This window comes from Streptococcus ovis DSM 16829 (genome assembly GCF_000380125.1).
Lineage (GTDB): Bacteria > Bacillota > Bacilli > Lactobacillales > Streptococcaceae > Streptococcus > Streptococcus ovis.
Genome location: NZ_KB904581.1, coordinates 83,469 through 102,043, shown reverse-complemented (window position 1 = coordinate 102,043; position 18,575 = coordinate 83,469). Strand labels below are relative to the sequence as shown.

Sequence of the window (18,575 nt, the reverse complement as noted above, 5' to 3'; positions counted from 1 at the left end):
TTTCTCAAGTAAATACGGCTGGTTGAAAATGTTTACATTTGAAAAAGGTGGATTGTTAAATAGCTTAATTTTGTATCAAAATATGGTATAATAGGTTTAGTATTTTCTAGTGGAAAAGAGGCAGTTTTAGTGCAAGATAAAAATTTAGTAAATGTCAATTTAACCAGCGAGATGAAGACCAGTTTCATTGACTATGCCATGAGTGTTATCGTGGCTCGTGCCCTTCCTGATGTGCGTGATGGATTGAAACCTGTTCATCGCCGTATTTTGTATGGAATGAACGAGCTAGGGATTACACCGGACAAGCCTCACAAGAAGTCTGCTCGTATTACCGGGGATGTCATGGGTAAATACCATCCACACGGAGATAGTGCGATTTATGAAGCTATGGTCCGTATGGCTCAGTGGTGGAGTTACCGCCATATGCTCATTGATGGACACGGAAACTTTGGTTCGATGGATGGGGATGGTGCCGCTGCACAGCGTTATACAGAAGCACGTATGAGTAAAATTGCGCTCGAGATGCTGCGTGATATTAATAAAAATACAGTCAATTTTGCAGATAACTATGATGCAAGCGAGCGTGAACCAGAAGTCTTACCAGCTCGTTTCCCAAATCTTTTAGTGAATGGAACAACAGGGATTGCGGTTGGTATGGCAACCAATATTCCGCCACATAACTTAGGTGAGACCATTGATGCCGTCCATTTGATTATGGATAATCCAGAGGCTACTACACGTGATATCATGGAGGTATTGCCTGGACCAGACTTTCCAACTGGGGCTTTGGTCATGGGGAAATCAGGGATTCACCGTGCTTATGAAACAGGTAAGGGTTCAATTGTCCTGCGGTCTCGTACAGAGATTGAGGAGTTTGGAAATGGTCGTGAGCGGATTGTGGTCACAGAGTTTCCGTACATGGTCAATAAATCTAAAGTACATGATCACATCGTTCGTTTAGCACAGGAAAAACGGATTGAAGGGATAACCGCAGTCCGTGATGAGTCAAACCGTGAAGGTGTTCGTTTTGTGATTGAAGTGCGTCGTGATGCGTCAGCCAATGTCATTTTGAATAATCTCTTCAAATTGACCCAATTGCAAGCCAATTACAGTTTCAATATGTTGGCCATCCAAGGAGGCGTGCCTAAGGTCCTTTCTATTAAGGAAATTCTGTCTGCCTATGTGGAACATCAGAAAGAAGTAGTGGTTCGTCGGACCGAGTTTGACAAAGAAAAGGCCGAAGCTCGTGCTCATATCTTAGAAGGATTATTGATTGCCCTGGATCATATTGATGAGGTCATCAAAGTTATTCGTAATTCACAGACGGACGCAGAAGCGCAAGCTGAATTGATGAGCCGATTTAACTTGTCAGAACGCCAAAGCCAGGCTATCTTAGATATGCGTCTGCGTCGTTTGACTGGATTGGAACGAGATAAAATCCAATCTGAATATGATGAGTTGATTGCTTTGATTGCTGATTTGATGGATATTTTGGCGAAGCCAGAGCGAGTTGTCGCAATCGTCAAAGAAGAATTGACGGAAGTAAAACGTAAATACGCGGACAAACGCCGTACTGAACTTATGGTGGGAGAAGTATTGTCACTTGAAGACGAGGACTTGATTGAGGAGTCAGATGTCCTGGTTACTCTGTCAAATAAAGGATACATCAAACGCTTATCTCAAGATGAATTCCGTGCACAAAAACGTGGTGGACGTGGTGTTCAAGGGACTGGTGTGAAGGACGATGACTTTGTGAAAGACTTGGTATCGGCAAGCACCCATGACCGCCTACTCTTCTTTACGAATAAGGGGCGCGTTTACCGTTTGAAGGCCTATGAAATTCCAGAATACGGACGGACAGCCAAAGGCTTGCCAATTGTCAATCTGCTGAAACTGGAAGAAAATGAATTTATCCAAACAGTTATCAATGTTGGGCGTGAAAGCAATGATGAGCAGTATCTCTTCTTTGCAACTCGTCAGGGAGTTGTGAAGCGGACGAGTGTAGCTGATTTTGGAAACATTCGTCAAAATGGTTTGAAGGCTTTGAATCTTAAAGACGAGGACGAACTCATTACGGTCTTTGTAACCAATGGTCAATCTGATATTATCATGGGAACGAATTTTGGATATTCTGTTCGTTTCAAGGAAACGGATGTCCGCAATATGGGACGTTCTGCAACAGGGGTCCGTGGTGTAAATTTACGTTCTGGGGATTATCTTGTAGGGGCATCAGTGATTTCGGATGATCAAGAAGTCTTAGTATTGACAGAAAATGGTTATGGCAAACGGACACCAGCTACTGAATATCCTACCAAAGGACGTGGTGGTAAAGGGATTAAGACGCTAAATGTCGCTGAGAAAAATGGTCATTTAGCTGGACTAGTAACCGTCTCTGGTGATGAAGACATGATGGTGATGACAGATACCGGGGTTGTTATTAGGACAAATATTTCCAATATCTCTCAAACTGGTCGTGCGACAATGGGCGTAAAAGTTATGCGTCTAGATGATGATGCCAAGATTGTAACCTTTGCTTTAGTAGCAGCCGAAGAAGAAAAAGATGAAACAGAAGAAACAGAATAGGTGGATATGAGACAGTCGAGAAAAAAAACGAAAAAAAAATCCTATCTATTTAGAAACATTCTAATTGTTTTAATGTTGTTAATGTCTGCTGCTTTGATGTTTAACACTTCTATTCGAAATATGATTATTGCATGGTATTCAAATGCATATCAGGTAAAAAATATTTCAAAGGAAGAGATCGAAAAAAACAAGGCAACAAAAGTAACGTTTGATTTTGATAAGGTTGAGTCTATTTCGACTGAATCAGTATTGAAAGCGCAATGGGAATCGCAGCAGTTGCCAGTTATTGGCGGAATTGCAATTCCAGAATTATCCTTAAATCTTCCTATTTTTAAGGGACTTTCAAATGTAGCTCTAATGTATGGAGCTGGAACAATGAAAGAGGATCAGCAAATGGGACAAGGAAACTACACCTTGGCTAGTCACCATGTATTTGGGATTGCTGGAGCAAGCGACACCCTCTTTTCACCTCTTGAACGGGCGCAAAATGGCATGAAAATCTATGTGACAGACAAGGAGAATATTTACACTTATGTCATCACGAGTGTTCAATCACTTTCTCCCGATCGTGTAGATGTCATTGATGATTATCCTGGTGAAAATGAAATTACCTTGATTACTTGTGAAGATTATGATGCAACAAAGAGAACTGTTGTGAATGGAATGTTGGAAGGCACCATTCCTTACAAAGGGGCACCAAAGTCGATTTTGAAATCTTTTGAGAAATCATATAATCAATTACAATTGTAAAACGAAAGCTACCTGGTTTTTACGCTCAGGTAGCTTTTTTTGGGTGGATATATTTTGAAAAATTCTTCTCTTTTCTCTCAAATTACGAATAGATAAGTAGGAGGACATCTATGTATACGATTCAAATGAAAGAAGAAGCATTGTTGCCACGTGAGCGTTTGTTAGCTGTTGGAGCGGAAAAACTAAGCAATCAAGAATTGTTGGCCATTTTAATTCGGACAGGAACGAAAAATGAACCTGTAACTGTTTTATCACAACATTTATTGCAAAAATTAGAAAATCTAGCAGCCTTACGAGAGCTCTCTATAGAAGAACTTCAGAAGCTTACTGGTATCGGTCGCGTCAAAGCAATTGAGATTAAGGCTATGATTGAGTTAGGAAAACGAGTGAATCAATCTGAGTTGATATTGGAAGAGCGAGTGCTTGGAAGTGAGCGCCTCGGTAGAAAGATGATGGAGGAATTGGGGAATGAAAAACAAGAGCATCTTGTTGCAATCTATCTCAATACACAGAACCAAATTATTTGTCAGAAGACGATTTTTATTGGCAGTGTGAATCGAAGTATCGCAGAACCACGTGAAATTTTACATTATGCTGTCAAATGTATGGCAACTTCCATTATCATTGTGCACAATCATCCATCAGGCTCCATCGACCCTAGCCGTAATGACTTACTATTTACAGAGCGTTTGAAAGAATCATGTGAAACGTTAGGCTTGGTTTTATTGGATCACTTAATAGTCGGTAAATCCATGTATTATAGTTTTCGTGAAGAAAGCGAGCTTTTTTAAGCTCGTTTTCTTTTATGGTTTCAAGCCAGTTTTTCTACGACTAAAATAAGAAAACCACCAGTTAACTGGTGGCGGTTAAGGTCTTTGGGTTTCTATTTATTATCGGTTTAACTTTTTCTCATGAAGTAGAGAAGGGTTTGAAGTTCACTCGTTAAATCAACATATTGTACCACAACATCTTTAGGGACACTCAAGTTCACAGGGGAAAAGCTAAGGATTCCTTTGACACCAGCCTTTACCAATGAGTCTGTCACGCTTTGCGCAACAGTACTTGGAACCGTTAGAATGGCTGTCTTGGTATTTGTTCCTTGTATTTTTTCATCAATTTGGGAGATACCATAAATTGGAACATTTTGATCAACCGTACCTACTGCAGGATGATCATCCGCTTCAAATGCCATGACAATTTTCATTTTATTCCGTTCGTGGAAGCGATAGTGAAGAAGAGCGCGACCCATATTTCCGACGCCAATCAACATCACATTTGTAATCGAATTATCATTGAGAATTTCTGCAAAAAAATTCATTAATTTTTTCACATCATAGCCAAATCCACGTCGGCCTAATTCTCCAAAATAAGAAAAATCACGGCGTACAGTAGCGGAATCAATTCCAATAGCCTCTGCGATTTCTTTTGAACTAGCTTTTTCAATATTTTCTCGATTAAAACGTTTAAAAATACGATAGTAGAGGGATAAACGTTTGGCTGTGGCACGTGGGATAGTAGCATCTTTTTCGATTTTCACACTCTTCACTCCATTTCTATTTTTGTCATTCTTTACCTTCTATTGTAGTTTAAGTTTGTGAAAAAATCAACAGATAAAAGGAAAAAACAAGAGTTTTCTCTTGCTTTTAAAGGTAATGATTACTGCTCTATTTTTGTAAAAATTTCGCGATCAACCAAACTTTCCATTAAGAAGTAAAATTTTTCTTGAATCACTGGATTAACAGTCTCTTTGAAGATGTTGACCAGTCGTAGGCCGGATTGGTCAGTGATGTTAATTTTAAATCCACTCAAATCACTATTGATAATAATTTTGAGTAAGAAACCAACATTGGAATTCGGAACTTCTTCTAAGATACGCGTCAGTTGATAATGTCCAGCCTTAGTTTGTTCAAAAGTGTTATCACGAAGAGTGTATTTTTTAACAGCTGGGTTGATTTGATAAGTATAACGACAATCTTTGAGCGTTATTTTTGTTTCAAATGCCATAAATGGGCACCTCCAATTATTTCTTTAATCGTTTCGGTTACTGTTTCGATTTCTTGTATTGTATTTTCTTCTGAAAAGCTAATGCGAATGGATTCCTTTAAGCGTGGTGAATCAGCACCATAGTAGGCGGTTAAGACATGACTGTTTTCAATTGCGCCTGCCGTGCATGCAGAACCACTAGATACAGCAATACCTGCTAGGTCTAAACGCATGAGCAATTGTTCATTGAGTTGATTTGGAAATCCAATATTGAGAACATAAGGGAGTGTGTCGGTCGATTCATTGATGTAGAAGTCTATTCCAGAAAGCCCCTCCAAAAACTTTTCTTTTAATTGATGAACTACTTGATAGTGATCGTCCGCCTGCTTCAATTGTTCAGTTAAAGCAGTTGCCATTGCGGCGATAGACGCAATGTTTTCAGTTCCTGCTCGGTGCTTATCTTCTTGTTTTCCACCATGGATGAGAGAGTCAAAGGATGCCAGTTTACTATATAAGAACCCGACACCTTTTGGACCGTGAAACTTATGCCCAGAGGCTGATAGAAAATCAATTCCCAGTTCTTCAGGGTGAATTGGAACTTTGCCAATGGCCTGAACGGCATCCACATGAAAGACCGCTTGATGTTCTTGAAGTAGGTCACCAATTTCTTTAATTGGCAAGAGGTCACCTGTTTCATTATTAGCAAACATTGCGCTAACCAAAACAGTGTCTGGTCGAAGTGCTTCTTTTACTTGTTGTACTGTGATTTTCTGATTGACAGGTGTCAGATAAGTGATGTCAAAACCAAAACGTTTTTCCAGATACTCCATCGTATGCAATACAGCATGGTGCTCAATAGCAGTTGTAATCAAGTGTTTACCTTGATGTTGATGCGCTAGAGCATAACCTTGGATAGCTAACGTATCGGCTTCAGAACCGCCTGAAGTAAAGATAATTTGGTTTGGTTTGGCATGCAGGGCAATCGCAATCTCTTGTCTAGCTTGACGAAGTGTTTGACTTGCTTTTCGACCAAAGCTATGAATACTAGAAGGATTTCCAAAATTTTCTTGAGATATCTTAATGAGTGTGTCCATAGCCTTGGAAGAAAGTGAGGTTGTTGCAGCATTATCTAGATAAATCAAAGATAAAGCCTCCTAGTTTTTCTTGTTAAGTGTTACATTAAATAGTGGACTGACTGGACGTCTTTCATGAATTCGAATAATTGCGTCAGCAATGAGTTCACTAGCTGTGATAAAGGCAATATTTTTAGGCAAAGCATTTTTACTTGCAACAGAGTCTGTTACAAGGATTTCTTTGATAGGTGCTGCATCTAAGAGTTCAGTTGCATTACCAGCAAAAAGACCATGACTGGCAACTGCGTAAATGTCAGTTGCTCCATTTTTTTCGACAATCTTAGCAGCTTCTGAGAAAGTACGACCTGTATTGAGCATATCATCAATGAGAATTGCTTTTTTACCAGCAACTTCACCAATGATGTATCCTTCAGTTCGTTCGGAATCATCTTGCGCATAATCTATAATTGCGAGCGGTGCATCTAAATATTCAGCCAGACTACGAGCACGTTTAATACCAGAGTTCTTTGGACTCACGATAACAACATCCTCGCCTGTAAACCCTTTGTTTAAGTAATATTCCGCAAATAATGGAATAGTGACAAGGTTATCAACTGGAATATCAAAGAAACCTTGAACCTGTACAGCATGTAAGTCTAAGCTAACAACACGTGTTACACCAGCTTTAACGAGCATATTTGCGACCAATTTTGCTGTGATTGGTTCACGTGGAGAAGCAGTACGATCTTGACGAGCATAACCAAAGTATGGCATAACAACTGTCACAGAATTGGCACTGGCACGCATACATGCATCGACCATAATGAGCAATTCCAAGAGGTGATTATTAACGGGATAGCTTGTTGATTGGATGATATAAACATCAACTCCACGAACACTTTCCTCAATGTTAATCTGAATTTCTCCATCTGAAAATTGTCGTGAAGAAACTTTGCCTAATGGGATTCCAGCTGCTTCTGAAATCTTTTGGGCAATCTCAGGATTACCTGTCAAAGTAAAAAGCTTGATGTGCTTATCGGCATAAGGTTGAACCATGTCTATCGTACTCCTTGTTCATGTTATGAGGGTTCTGTTAACCCAGCATTTGATTCGACACTTCTATTCTATCAAAAATTCCATATTTTTTCAGCAGGAAAATCAAAAAATCAACCCTTATTTGGCTGATTTGAGTGAAGCAGCGGCTCGTGCAACCTTGCTGCTAGCATATTTGAATTCGACACCTTGTTTTTTCAGGTAATAGTCAAAGGAAATCTTGCCTTCTTCGGCATCTTCGACTTCAACTTCTAATTCATAGTCCGTTTGCTGATTATAGTGGTTTTCATCAAGCGCTGCCAAACCAAATGAGAGTGGTTTTTCGTAACGTTTGGTTGTTAGATGGCCCCAAATTTTCAGATTCTCAATCGGGATTTGTGTAGTGGCAATCAAGTCATAAATTTGACCTGTTGGTAGCGTAAAGTGTTGAACGAGAGCATTCCCATCTTCAAGAGAAAAGTATTGGTTGTACTCGATATTTCCGACTTTTTGTGGGCACTTGAGAGTTAGTTCGGCACCATGTTCTAACAAGCGAATTCGGAGTGAAAAACGATGCTGTTTTAGGTCACAGTTTGGTGTATCAATATAATGGTTAGTCTGAGAAATAGGGTTCACATCTGCGAAGTCACCTTGCAAACGAAGATATTCTGATTTTGTGAGGAGTGTTTTATATTCGATTTCTAAATGATTCATTTTTACTAGAGTAAAACCCTTTCATGTGGTATAATAGTCTTTGTGCTATTCTATAAAAAAAAATAGCTTTTGACAAGAAAAGTCTCTATTATTCATGATTTTAATGGACTATTAAGGGCTTTTTTGTTGGAATATTTTTGCAAGAAGGGAGTGAATGGATGGAAATGAACTGGGAAGAATTTTTAGATCCTTACATCCAAACGGTTGGGGAACTAAAAATCAAATTGCGTGGTATTCGAAAGCAATATCGCAAGGCCAATCGCCACTCGCCGATTGAATTTGTCACAGGTCGAGTGAAACATGTGGAATCGATTCAAGAAAAAATGATTGTCCGCAACATCAAATTGGAAAATCTAGAGCAAGACATGCAAGATATTGCAGGTTTACGCATTATGGTTCAATTTGTGGATGACGTAGAAGAAGTATTGGAGATTCTACGACAGCGTAAGGATATGCGCGTTGTTCACGAGCGCGATTACATTAAGAATATGAAGTCCTCTGGTTATCGGTCCTATCATGTAGTCGTTGAATATCCTGTTGAGACAATCAATGGAAGCAAGACAGTCCTTGCAGAGATTCAGATTCGGACCTTGTCCATGAACTTCTGGGCAACAATTGAGCACTCGTTGAATTATAAATACAAGGGAAATTTCCCTGATAATCTCAAACGCCGTTTAGAAGTGACGGCTAAGATTGCTTACCAGCTAGATGAGGAGATGCGAAAAATCCGCGACGAAATTCAAGAAGCACAGGCATTATTTGATCCTGCTCACCGCAAATTGAATGACGGCGTTGGAAATAGTGATGATACAGATGAAGAATACAGATAGAAAAAAAGTCGCATTGCTCAGCAGTCGAAATCCAAAAAGCGAAGCAGTTTCAAAAGAATTGTGGACCAAATTAAAAGAATCAAATTTTATTCTAACACCTAAGAATCCAGACATTGTCATTTCGATTGGTGGAGATGGAATGCTATTGTCAGCTTTTCATAAATATGAAAATATACTTGATCGCGTGCGTTTTGTAGGTATTCATACGGGTCACCTTGGTTTTTATACAGATTACCGTGATTTTGAAGTCGATAAGTTGATTGACAATTTAAAATTAGATACAGGGGCCAAGGTCTCTTATCCGATTTTAAATGTTCGGGTCCATATGTTGGATGGACGTCAGATTACAGCGCGTGCATTGAATGAAGCAACGGTCAAGCGCCTGTCACGTACAATGGTGGCAGATGTTCATATCAATGGTGTTCCTTTTGAACGTTTTAGAGGGGACGGTATCTCGGTTTCGACACCGACAGGTTCAACAGCCTACAATAAATCTTTGGGGGGAGCGGTCCTGCATCCCACGATAGAAGCCTTGCAGATTGCAGAAGTAGCCAGTTTGAATAACCGTGTCTATCGGACGTTGGGTTCCTCCATTGTTGTCCCTAAAAAGGATAAAATTGTGATTGAACCAAAACATGATGACCGTTACTCGTTGTCGATTGACAATCGTACCTTTGTTTATGACAAGATAGATCGGATTGAATACCAGATTGACAATAGCAAAATTCACTTTGTAGCTAGTCCGAGCCACACAAGTTTTTGGAACCGGGTCAAAGATGCCTTTATCGGTGAGGTGGAATAATGCGCTTTGAATTTATTGCAGACCAACATGTCAAAGTGAAGACCTTTCTCAAGCAACATGGCATTTCTAAGGGTCTCTTAGCCAAAATTAAATTCAAGGGTGGTGACATTCGTGTTAATGGGGTGCAGCAAAATGCTATTTACCTCTTGGATGTGGGGGATTGTGTCACCATTGATATACCAAGTGAAACGGACGAGACGGGGAGTCTTCAGGCTGTGGAACACCCCTTGGACATTGTCTATGAAGATGAGCATTTTTTGGTCATTAACAAGCCTTATGGCTATGCTTCAATACCCAGTGTTCTCCATTCGTCAACCATGGCAAATTTTGTCAAGGGCTATTACCTTCGGCAAGAGTACGAAAACAAACAAGTTCATATTGTAACTCGCTTGGATAAGGATACCTCGGGACTCATGCTTTTTGCCAAACATGGTTATGCTCATGCTCGAATGGACAAGCAATTGCAGGCAAAAACAATTCAGAAGCGGTATTTTGCACTTGTGCATGGGCGAGGAGAGTTAGCCCCGACGGGAGATATTATTGCGCCGATTGGTCGTCCAGAAGATAGCATTATCACGCGCTGTGTCACAAAGACTGGTAAGTATGCTCACACTTCTTATGAGGTCGTTCAGTCTTGGGGAGATATTTACCTAGTGGATATCCATCTTCATACTGGTAGAACCCATCAAATTCGTGTGCATTTTTCCCACATTGGTTTCCCTCTTTTGGGAGACGATCTCTATGGCGGAAGTCTTGCATTTGGCATTGAACGTCAGGCACTTCATTGCCATCAGCTTTCTTTCTGTAATCCTTTTACAGAAGAAAATCTTTTATTAACTAGTCCATTACCGGTTGATTTTCAAGCCGTAATAAATAATTTATCAAATTAAAGGAGATTAAAAATGGAAATTCGTAGCTTATTCGGTGATTTAAAACAAAAAATCGTTGGAAAAAAATTAAGAATTGTTTTCCCAGAAGGAAAAGATGAACGTGTTGTTCGTGCGGCTGCTCGTTTAAAATTTGAAGGTTTGGCAGAGCCCATCATTTTAGGTGTGCCAGAAGAAGTTCATGCACTATTGACAGACTTTGGTTTTTCAAATCCAGGGATTACTGTCATTGATCCGAATAACTATGCAAACTTTGATGCAATGAAGCAAGAATTTGTTACTCTTCGTAAAGGAAAAGTAGATGAATCACAAGCAGATGAAATCTTGCGGGATGTAAACTATTTTGGTGTCATGCTTGTGCAACTTGGTTTGGCTGAAGGAATGGTTTCAGGTGCAGTGCACTCAACTGCAGATACAGTACGCCCAGCCCTTCAAATCATTAAGACAAAACCAGGCGTCAAACGGACTTCAGGTGTTTTCTTAATGGTGAAAGATGAGCACAAATACATTTTCGGTGACTGTGCAATCAATATTGATCCAGATGCAGAAGCGCTAGCTGAAATTGCTATCCAGTCTGCTGCAACAGCAAAAACATTTGGTATTGATCCAAAGATTGCTATGATTTCATACTCTACAAAAGGTTCTGGTGCAGGTCCTCATGTAGATAAGGTTGTGGAGGCAACTCGTTTGGCACAAGAATTGCGTCCTGATCTTGTTTTGGACGGTGAATTACAAATGGATGCGGCCTTGGAGCCAAATACAGCCCGTTTGAAAGCACCAAATAGCCCAGTAGCTGGACAGGCAAATGTCTTTATTTTCCCAGCTATCGAAGCAGGTAATATTGCCTACAAAATTGCAGAGCGTTTAGGTGGATTTGAAGCGGTTGGACCTGTTCTTCAAGGTTTGAACAAACCAGTCAATGACCTCTCACGCGGTTGTAGTTCAGAAGATGTCTACAAGTTGGGGATCATCACTGCAGCACAAGCCGTGGATGCGTTGTAAACATGACATCTTTACTGCATTATTTTCGGAACTATCTCAAAGAATCGATTCTAGGACCTGTCTTTAAATTGCTAGAAGCTTCTTTTGAGCTAACTGTTCCCTTGGTCATCGCTTTCATTGTTGACTCTATTATTCCTAGTGGCAACCAAGGAGACTTGGTTGCTATGGTTTTATTACTAGTTGTACTAGCTGTCATTGGTGTTGTGGTAGCTATTACGGCACAATATTATTCTGCAAAAGCAGCAGTTGGGTTTACGAGAGATTTGACAATGGATTTGTACCAAAAAGTTCTATCTTTGCCCAAGTCCAGTCGCGATTCATTTTCAGCTTCTAGTTTGTTGACGAGGTTATCGAGTGATACCTTGCAAATCCAAACAGGCATAAACACCTTTTTACGGCTGTTTCTCCGGGCACCTATCGTGGTGTTTGGAGCGCTAATTTTAGCTTTTTCGATCAGTCCTCGTCTTTCCGTTTTATTCTTAGCCATGGTGATTGTGTTATTCATAATCGTCATCGTTATTTCACGAGTATCCAGTCAGTTATTCGCTCAAATTCGTCAAACTTTAGACAAGATGGTAGGTCTGGTTCAGGAAAATGTATTAGGTGTTCGTGTTATTCGTGCCTTTGGACAAAAAGAACGTGAAATGGCAGGATTTGAAGAGCAAAATCAAGTCTATCTGGGCGAACAAATGAAGGCTGGCTATTGGTCAGCAGCCTTGACACCGTTGACTTTTCTTGTTGTCAATCTGACTCTTGTAACCTTGATTTGGCAGGGGAAGATCGCTATTGGAAATAACTGGTTGGAACAGGGGCAACTGGTAGCTTTAATTAATTATTTGCTCCAAATTCTTACGGAATTGGTCAAAATTGTCATGGTAGTTTCAACTTTGAATCAAACCTTTGTCAGTGCTGAACGTGTCAAAGAAATTTTTGAATTGCAGTCTGAAGACATTTTAGCTCCGCTAGAAAATCAGGTAAACAAGGATAAATCATTAGTGTTGAGTTTGGAACAGGTCAACTTTACCTACCCTCACGCGGCAGAAGCAGCATTGAAAGATATCCATTTTCAAGTGAAAAAAGGAGATTTTTTCGGTATTATCGGAGGAACTGGTTCAGGGAAATCGACAGTATTCGATCTATTTTTGCACCTGTATCCTGCAACTGCTGGCCATGTCTTCTTATTTGACAATGGGAAAAGTCCTCAGAATTTAAAATCGTGGCGTGAATCCTTTGCTCTTGTCCCTCAACAAGCCCAACTCTTCAGTGGAGATGTGCGATCGAATTTAACTTTGGGTTTGAACGATGTAACTGATGAAGCAATTTGGAGAGCATTAGATATTGCACAGGCTAGTGAATTTTTACAGGCCAAAGATGGTTTAGCAACAAAGGTTGAAGCCTTTGGTCGAAATTTTTCTGGAGGACAAAGACAGCGTTTAACCATTGCTCGCGCCTTGCTACAACCAGCGCCTATCTTACTGTTGGATGACGCAACCTCTGCTTTGGACTATCTGACAGAAAGTCGTTTTTTGCAGGCTTTGGAAAGTGAGATGCCAGACAAAACCGTTATTATGATTTCACAGAGGACAAGTAGTCTAGCTAAGGCACAACAAATTTTAGTCCTAGATAAGGGAGAACAGGTTGGTTTGGGAAGTCATGAAGACTTGCTTGTAACGAATCCAATTTATCGTGAAATTCATCAATCTCAACACCGACAGGAGGTGGCAGAATGAAGAAAAGAAATTCTTCTAAGAACACCTTGAGACGCTTGACGTACTTGCTGGCAGGACAACCGTGGTTACTCCTCTTCTTTGGAGTAGGTGTGATCGTACAAGTTCTCTTAACAGTTTACTTGCCGATTCTGATTGGACAAGCTATTGATGCACTTTTTCTGACAGAAATGTCAGGTTTTGTGTCCATTTTATTCCAGATGCTATTGGTTATTTTAGCGAATACAGTGGTACAGTGGTTCACTCCCTTACTTGTTAATCGACTTGTCTATCAAATGATGGCAGAGCTAAGGGAACAGGTATTTGAGAAAATTCACCAACTTCCCCTGGCTTACCTTGATTGGCAACGTGTGGGAGATTTGGTATCAAGGATTTCCAGTGATAGTGAGCAGTTGACCAATGGACTATTGATGATTTTCACTCAGTTCTTTACAGGTTTACTGACCATTCTCCTGACCATTTTTACAATGGCTGAGCTAGATTTTCTGATGATGGTGGTCGTTGTGGCACTAACTCCGGTTTCGCTTTTTGTTGCTCGTTTCATCGCTCAAAAGAGTTACCTTTCATACCGTAAACAGACGCAATCGCGCGGAGAACACGCAGCCCTCTTGGATGAGAGTATTAGCCAGCTTCGCTTGATTCAAGCTTTTAATGCACAAGAACAATTTGCGGAACAGTTCAAAGCAGTGAACAATCAATATGCCAGTCACTCGCAAGCGGCAATTTTTAACTCCTCGACCATCAATCCTACGACTCGCTTTATCAATGCGGTCATCTATGCCTTGCTGGCAGGTTTAGGTGCTTTGCGAATCATGAGGGGGAATTTTACAGTCGGAACATTGACGACATTCCTCAATTATGCTAGCCAGTACACCAAGCCCTTTAACGATATTTCTTCTGTGTTGTCCGAATTGCAGAGCGCTTTAGCCTGTGCAGAGCGGCTTTTTGGACTTCTAGATGAACCCTCTATAATAGAGGCAGAAGATAGTCATGAATTGGCATTTGACGAGGTAATAGGTGCTATTGAATTTAGGGACGTTGATTTTGCTTATACGGTAGAAAAACCATTGATCACCCATCTCAATCTTTCTGTGCCAGCAGGGAGTAAGGTAGCCATTGTCGGCCCAACTGGGGCTGGTAAATCAACCCTAATCAATCTCCTCATGCGGTTTTACGATGTTAAGAAAGGAGAGATTCTCCTTGATGGGCAACCGATTACTGGGTACAGTCGAGATTCGCTCCGCAAGCAGATTGGAATGGTCTTGCAGGAAACCTGGCTCAAGACAGGGACAATCCATGAGAATATCGCTTATGGTTATCCAAATGCTACTCGTGAATTGGTCATTGAAGCAGCGCAGGCTGCCAATGCTGACTTCTTTATCAGGCAGTTGCCAAAAGGGTATGATACGTATCTGGCTGATGCTGGCGAATCCTTATCACAAGGTCAGAGACAGTTGCTAGCCATTGCCCGTGTCTTTGTCAAGTTGCCAAAACTATTGATTTTGGATGAGGCAACATCATCAATTGATACACGGACGGAATTGCTGGTTCAAGAAGCCTTTGAGAAACTGATGCAAGGACGGACCAGCTTTATCATCGCCCATCGCCTTTCTACCATTCAGTCAGCTGACATTATCCTTGTGATGGTGGATGGTCGGATTGTTGAGCAAGGAAGCCATCATCAACTAATGAATGACAAAGGATTTTATTATCAAATGCAACAGAGCCAAGAAGGAATGGCTGAATGAGAGTTGGGAAACCAGCTCTTTTTTATTTTCTATGCTATACTAGAGATATGTTTGATTTTGAAAAATACGGTATTGAAATGTGGCCAGAAGAAAAAATTATCCGCTTTCGCAAGGCCTTGTTAGATTGGTATGATGAGCATAAACGAGATTTACCTTGGCGACGGACTTCTGATCCCTATGCCATCTGGGTGTCGGAAATTATGCTCCAACAGACACGGGTGGATACAGTCATTCCCTATTATGAAAGTTTTCTCTATCGCTTGCCGACTATTCAGGCCTTGGCTGAAGCCCCAGAAGAAGTCTTGCTAAAAGTCTGGGAAGGCTTAGGTTATTATTCCCGTGTCCGTAATATGCAAAAGGCTGCACAGCAGATGGTGGCAGATTTCGGTGGGAAATTCCCTGAGACTTATGAGGAAATAGCTAGTCTAAAGGGAATCGGTCCTTATACAGCAGGGGCGATTTCCAGTATCGCCTTTGGTTTGCCTGAGCCAGCGGTAGATGGTAATGTCATGCGTGTGATGAGTCGGCTCTTTGAAGTTGATTACGACATCGGTGTTCCTGCCAATCGCAAGATTTTTCAAGCCATCATGGAAGAACTCATTGACCCAGAACGCCCCGGTGATTTTAATCAAGCACTGATGGATTTGGGGAGTGATATCGAATCTCCTGTCAATCCGCGACCTGAAGACAGTCCCGTCAAGGATTTCAGCGCAGCTTATTTACATGGAACCATGGATAAGTATCCGATTAAAGCGCCCAAGAAAAAACCTACCTCTGTTTTCTATAAGGCTTTTATCATCCGCAATCAGCAAAATCAATTTTTGCTGGTAAAAAATCAAGAGGCGGGTCTCTTGTCGGGATTTTGGACCTTTCCGCTAATGGAAGATGTCCCTCCACACCCCCTTTCTTTACTTGAAGTCGCAGAAGAAAGAGAGGAAACCGATATTATCGCTCAGTTCGAACAAGAATATTCGCTCAAAGTAATATGGGAAGAAGGTGTTTTTAAGCCTGTCACCCATGTATTTAGCCATAGGAAGTGGCATATTGCTTTGGTTAGTGGAGTAGTAGAGAATAGCGAACAGCTGATTGATGAGAAAAAAGAATATGCCTGGATCAGTTCTGATGATTTCCATCATTTTCCATTTGCAAAACCCCAGCAGAAGATGTGGCAGGCCTTTCAAGAAGGGAAGATAATAACCGATAACAGATGAGTTTTAAAAGAAACTCATCTCAGAGTGTAGACAAAGTCTTTTTTAGACTTTCCTTAAGTGATAACGGACGGTAGCGACTTCCGATGGGTAGATGAGCCAAGCTATCGCTTGCTCTATTTCCAACCTTAGATAGTCTCCCAGACTATCTAAGCAAACCTAAGTTTTGAGCCTAATGTCTCAAAACTTCCGGGTGCCTGAAACTATATAGTTTCAGGCGCTTTTATCACGGCGGAAAGTCTGGATTACATTTTGAAGCACCCCTAATTTTTCATAGTCAGCCATTTTTCAGGCTGATTTTATTTGGAAAGTATAGTTTGTCTTCAACCTAAGATTAGTTTCTTTTGAAACTGATCTTTTTCATACTTTGCTAAGTTTTTTTCAAAATCTGCACATAAATCCTTGAAAGCGTTTTAAAAAAGAGGTATAATATAGTCGAAGGGAACAATGGTAGTGTTAGCAAGTGAAGCGTCATTCACTTGGCTATCAAGAGAGGTTCCTCGGTAGTTTGTAAGCATTGGGAAGTGATTTCCATGCTTATTGCTAAAAATTGGTTTTCTTTCACGGTTCTGTGATTCTATTTGTGTATGATGTAGAATATGGAGGAAGAAATATATTTATCTGTAACTATAAAGCATGAAATGAAAACAGAAAGGTGGCATCCATTTCGTAAAAATGTATGAACCGAAGAAAACCAAGTTTGCTGGAAAAGTCCATTCTCTTGTGTTATAAATAAGTACTCATTTGTCTATGACTGTTGTTAGCCTTGCTACCCTGAACGTCAAGGGCTAATGTGTCGGATGTAGGTTTTTCTAAGCCTATTGTTAGTTTTTAGATAAAATATCGTTAAGCGTATAACATTATTTTCATCAATAGAATTGGATTCACTTCTGGGGTAGCTAAATACAATTTTAAAATTTTAAAATATTGTGTAGTGTGTTGAGAGTGGACTTTTCCATATTAAAAAATTAAGGCTCTTTGTCAACTGTAGTGGGTGACTTATAGCTAAGCGCGAGAGGAGACGAATGTCGTCTTCTCTTTTTTGAAGTTCAAAGCGATTAAGATACGTTTCTTGAAATTGTCAAAGTTCTTGTAACCAAAGGCATTGCGGTTGATGTCTTTGATGAGTTTGTTAGTGGCCTCAAGTTTAGCGTTAGAATAAGGCAATTCAATGGCGTTAGTGATGTAATTTTTATAGCGAATAAATGTGCTCAAAGCGGTTTTAAAGGTGCGATTAAGATGAGGTAAAGCGTCTTGAATTAAGCCCCAAAACTGCCCAGTATTCTTCTCTTGCAGGTGGAAAAGGAGTAACTGGTACAGGTCATAGTAATCTTTAAGTTCAGGTACTAGAGTAAAGATTTTCTTCAGACACTCTCTAGGCGTTAGAGTCTCTCTGAAAGTTCTAGCATAGAAAGGCTTAAGAGACAGTTTCCGACTATCTTTTTGAATCAGTTTCCAGTAGTACTTAAGCGCTCTGTATTCAAGAGATTTATCATCAAATTGCTTCATGATGTCAATACGTGTCCGAATGAGAGCTTTATTGATATGCTGGACAATGTGGAAGCGGTCGAGGACAATTTTGGTTTTGGGAAATAATTTCTTAATGAGAGGGATATAACTCCCTGACATATCGACAGTGACGACTTTAACTTTGTTTCTAGCTTCTTTCGAGTACTTGAAGAAATGATTTCGGATGGTTGTTTGACGTCTGTTATCAAGAATGGTCGTGATTTTCTTAGTGTTGAAATCCTCATGGAATTGAAATTGTTTAAGCTTGCGATAGACAGTAGAGGTAGAGATAGCGAGCTTAAAAGCAATATGTGTAAGAGGGTCTCTGTTGAGTAGGAGATGAGCAATTTTCTGTCTACCCATTTCAGAGATTTGGCAATTTTTCTGAACGAGAGATGTTTCAGAAACAGTGACTTTTTGGCAGGACTTGCATTGAAATCGTCTCTTTTTCAAGCGAATAAGGCTAGGAAAACCACCAATCTCTATAAAAGGGATTTTAGAAGGTTTCTGGAAGTCATATTTGATTTGTTTTCCTTTACAGTGTTTACATTTAGGAGGATGATAATCAAGTGTAGCGAAGACTTCGATATGGGTATCGTGCTGAATGGCTTTATTTAAGGTGATATTTTTGTCTTTCATTCCGATGAGTAATGTGGTATGATTGATGTGTTCCATAAGATACTTTCTAATGATGGTTTGGTCGCTTTCATTATAAGTCTTATGGGAC

Annotated in this window: 16 protein-coding genes; 10 read left to right on the top strand and 6 right to left on the bottom strand. The window is 40.3% G+C overall.

Translation table 11 applies throughout. The annotated features are described in order from the left end of the window. Positions 1-129: 129 nt before the first annotated feature. The 3 genes from gyrA to radC all read left to right on the top strand — a co-directional run bounded on the left by gyrA (position 130) and on the right by radC (position 4,124). A complete protein-coding gene (gene gyrA / locus A3I9_RS0109295) occupies positions 130-2,583 on the top strand; it encodes a DNA gyrase subunit A (protein WP_018378759.1) in 2,454 nt (817 codons plus the stop codon). A gap of 6 nt (positions 2,584-2,589) precedes the next feature. After that, the gene (locus tag A3I9_RS0109290) at positions 2,590-3,333 is read left to right on the top strand and encodes a class A sortase (RefSeq protein WP_026217420.1); all 744 of its coding nucleotides are present in this window, start codon (positions 2,590-2,592) and stop codon (positions 3,331-3,333) included. A gap of 110 nt (positions 3,334-3,443) precedes the next feature. Continuing rightward, entirely contained in the window at positions 3,444-4,124 is a 681-nt protein-coding gene (radC, locus tag A3I9_RS0109285; protein WP_018378757.1) for a RadC family protein, read from the top strand. A 107-nt stretch (positions 4,125-4,231) separates the two neighbouring features. On the opposite strand, the gene A3I9_RS0109280 is transcribed toward radC, so the two are convergent. The 5 genes from A3I9_RS0109280 to A3I9_RS0109260 form a co-directional block, all read right to left on the bottom strand. Beyond that, complete coding sequence (locus A3I9_RS0109280; protein ID WP_018378756.1) at positions 4,232-4,870, bottom strand: redox-sensing transcriptional repressor Rex; 639 nt, start codon at positions 4,868-4,870, stop codon at positions 4,232-4,234. Between the two features lie 119 nt (positions 4,871-4,989). Then, positions 4,990-5,337 (bottom strand): DUF1831 domain-containing protein, encoded by a 348-nt coding sequence (locus tag A3I9_RS0109275; protein ID WP_018378755.1) that lies wholly within the window; start codon positions 5,335-5,337, stop codon positions 4,990-4,992. Further along, complete coding sequence (locus tag A3I9_RS0109270; protein WP_018378754.1) at positions 5,316-6,458, bottom strand: cysteine desulfurase family protein; 1,143 nt, start codon at positions 6,456-6,458, stop codon at positions 5,316-5,318. The genes A3I9_RS0109275 and A3I9_RS0109270 overlap by 22 nt, the downstream gene beginning before the upstream one ends. A 12-nt stretch (positions 6,459-6,470) precedes the next feature. Then, on the bottom strand, positions 6,471-7,445 hold the full coding sequence (locus A3I9_RS0109265; RefSeq protein WP_018378753.1) for a ribose-phosphate diphosphokinase: 975 nt from the start codon (positions 7,443-7,445) through the stop codon (positions 6,471-6,473). Positions 7,446-7,562: 117 nt separating this feature from the next. Next, positions 7,563-8,135, bottom strand: a complete 573-nt coding sequence (locus A3I9_RS0109260; RefSeq protein ID WP_018378752.1) for a CYTH domain-containing protein — start codon at positions 8,133-8,135, stop codon at positions 7,563-7,565. A gap of 158 nt (positions 8,136-8,293) precedes the next feature. On the opposite strand from A3I9_RS0109260, the gene yjbM reads away from it, so the two are divergent. Genes yjbM through mutY form a run of 7 tightly spaced genes read left to right on the top strand, consistent with a single transcriptional unit; the run spans position 8,294 to position 16,342 of the window. Then, positions 8,294-8,965 (top strand): GTP diphosphokinase, encoded by a 672-nt coding sequence (gene yjbM / locus A3I9_RS0109255; protein ID WP_018378751.1) that lies wholly within the window; start codon positions 8,294-8,296, stop codon positions 8,963-8,965. Then, positions 8,949-9,767: an NAD kinase gene (locus A3I9_RS0109250; RefSeq protein WP_156809192.1), complete on the top strand. Its 819-nt coding sequence runs from the start codon at positions 8,949-8,951 to the stop codon at positions 9,765-9,767. The genes yjbM and A3I9_RS0109250 overlap by 17 nt, the downstream gene beginning before the upstream one ends. Beyond that, a complete protein-coding gene (locus A3I9_RS0109245) occupies positions 9,767-10,657 on the top strand; it encodes an RluA family pseudouridine synthase (RefSeq protein WP_018378749.1) in 891 nt (296 codons plus the stop codon). Before A3I9_RS0109250 ends, A3I9_RS0109245 begins: the two co-directional genes overlap by 1 nt. A 12-nt stretch (positions 10,658-10,669) precedes the next feature. Further along, positions 10,670-11,656, top strand: a complete 987-nt coding sequence (gene pta, locus A3I9_RS0109240) for a phosphate acetyltransferase (RefSeq protein ID WP_018378748.1) — start codon at positions 10,670-10,672, stop codon at positions 11,654-11,656. A 2-nt stretch (positions 11,657-11,658) separates the two neighbouring features. After that, positions 11,659-13,386, top strand: coding sequence for an ABC transporter ATP-binding protein (locus A3I9_RS0109235; protein ID WP_018378747.1), 1,728 nt, complete (start codon positions 11,659-11,661; stop codon positions 13,384-13,386). After that, positions 13,383-15,131 carry an ABC transporter ATP-binding protein gene (locus A3I9_RS0109230; RefSeq protein ID WP_018378746.1) on the top strand — a complete coding sequence of 583 codons (1,749 nt, stop codon included), beginning with the start codon at positions 13,383-13,385 and terminating at the stop codon, positions 15,129-15,131. The genes A3I9_RS0109235 and A3I9_RS0109230 overlap by 4 nt, the downstream gene beginning before the upstream one ends. Positions 15,132-15,178: 47 nt before the next feature. Next, on the top strand, positions 15,179-16,342 hold the full coding sequence (gene mutY, locus A3I9_RS0109225) for an A/G-specific adenine glycosylase (protein WP_026217419.1): 1,164 nt from the start codon (positions 15,179-15,181) through the stop codon (positions 16,340-16,342). A 1,002-nt stretch (positions 16,343-17,344) separates the two neighbouring features. On the opposite strand, the gene A3I9_RS0109220 is transcribed toward mutY, so the two are convergent. Next, entirely contained in the window at positions 17,345-18,523 is a 1,179-nt protein-coding gene (locus A3I9_RS0109220) for an ISL3 family transposase (protein WP_018378744.1), read from the bottom strand. Positions 18,524-18,575: the final 52 nt, after the last annotated feature.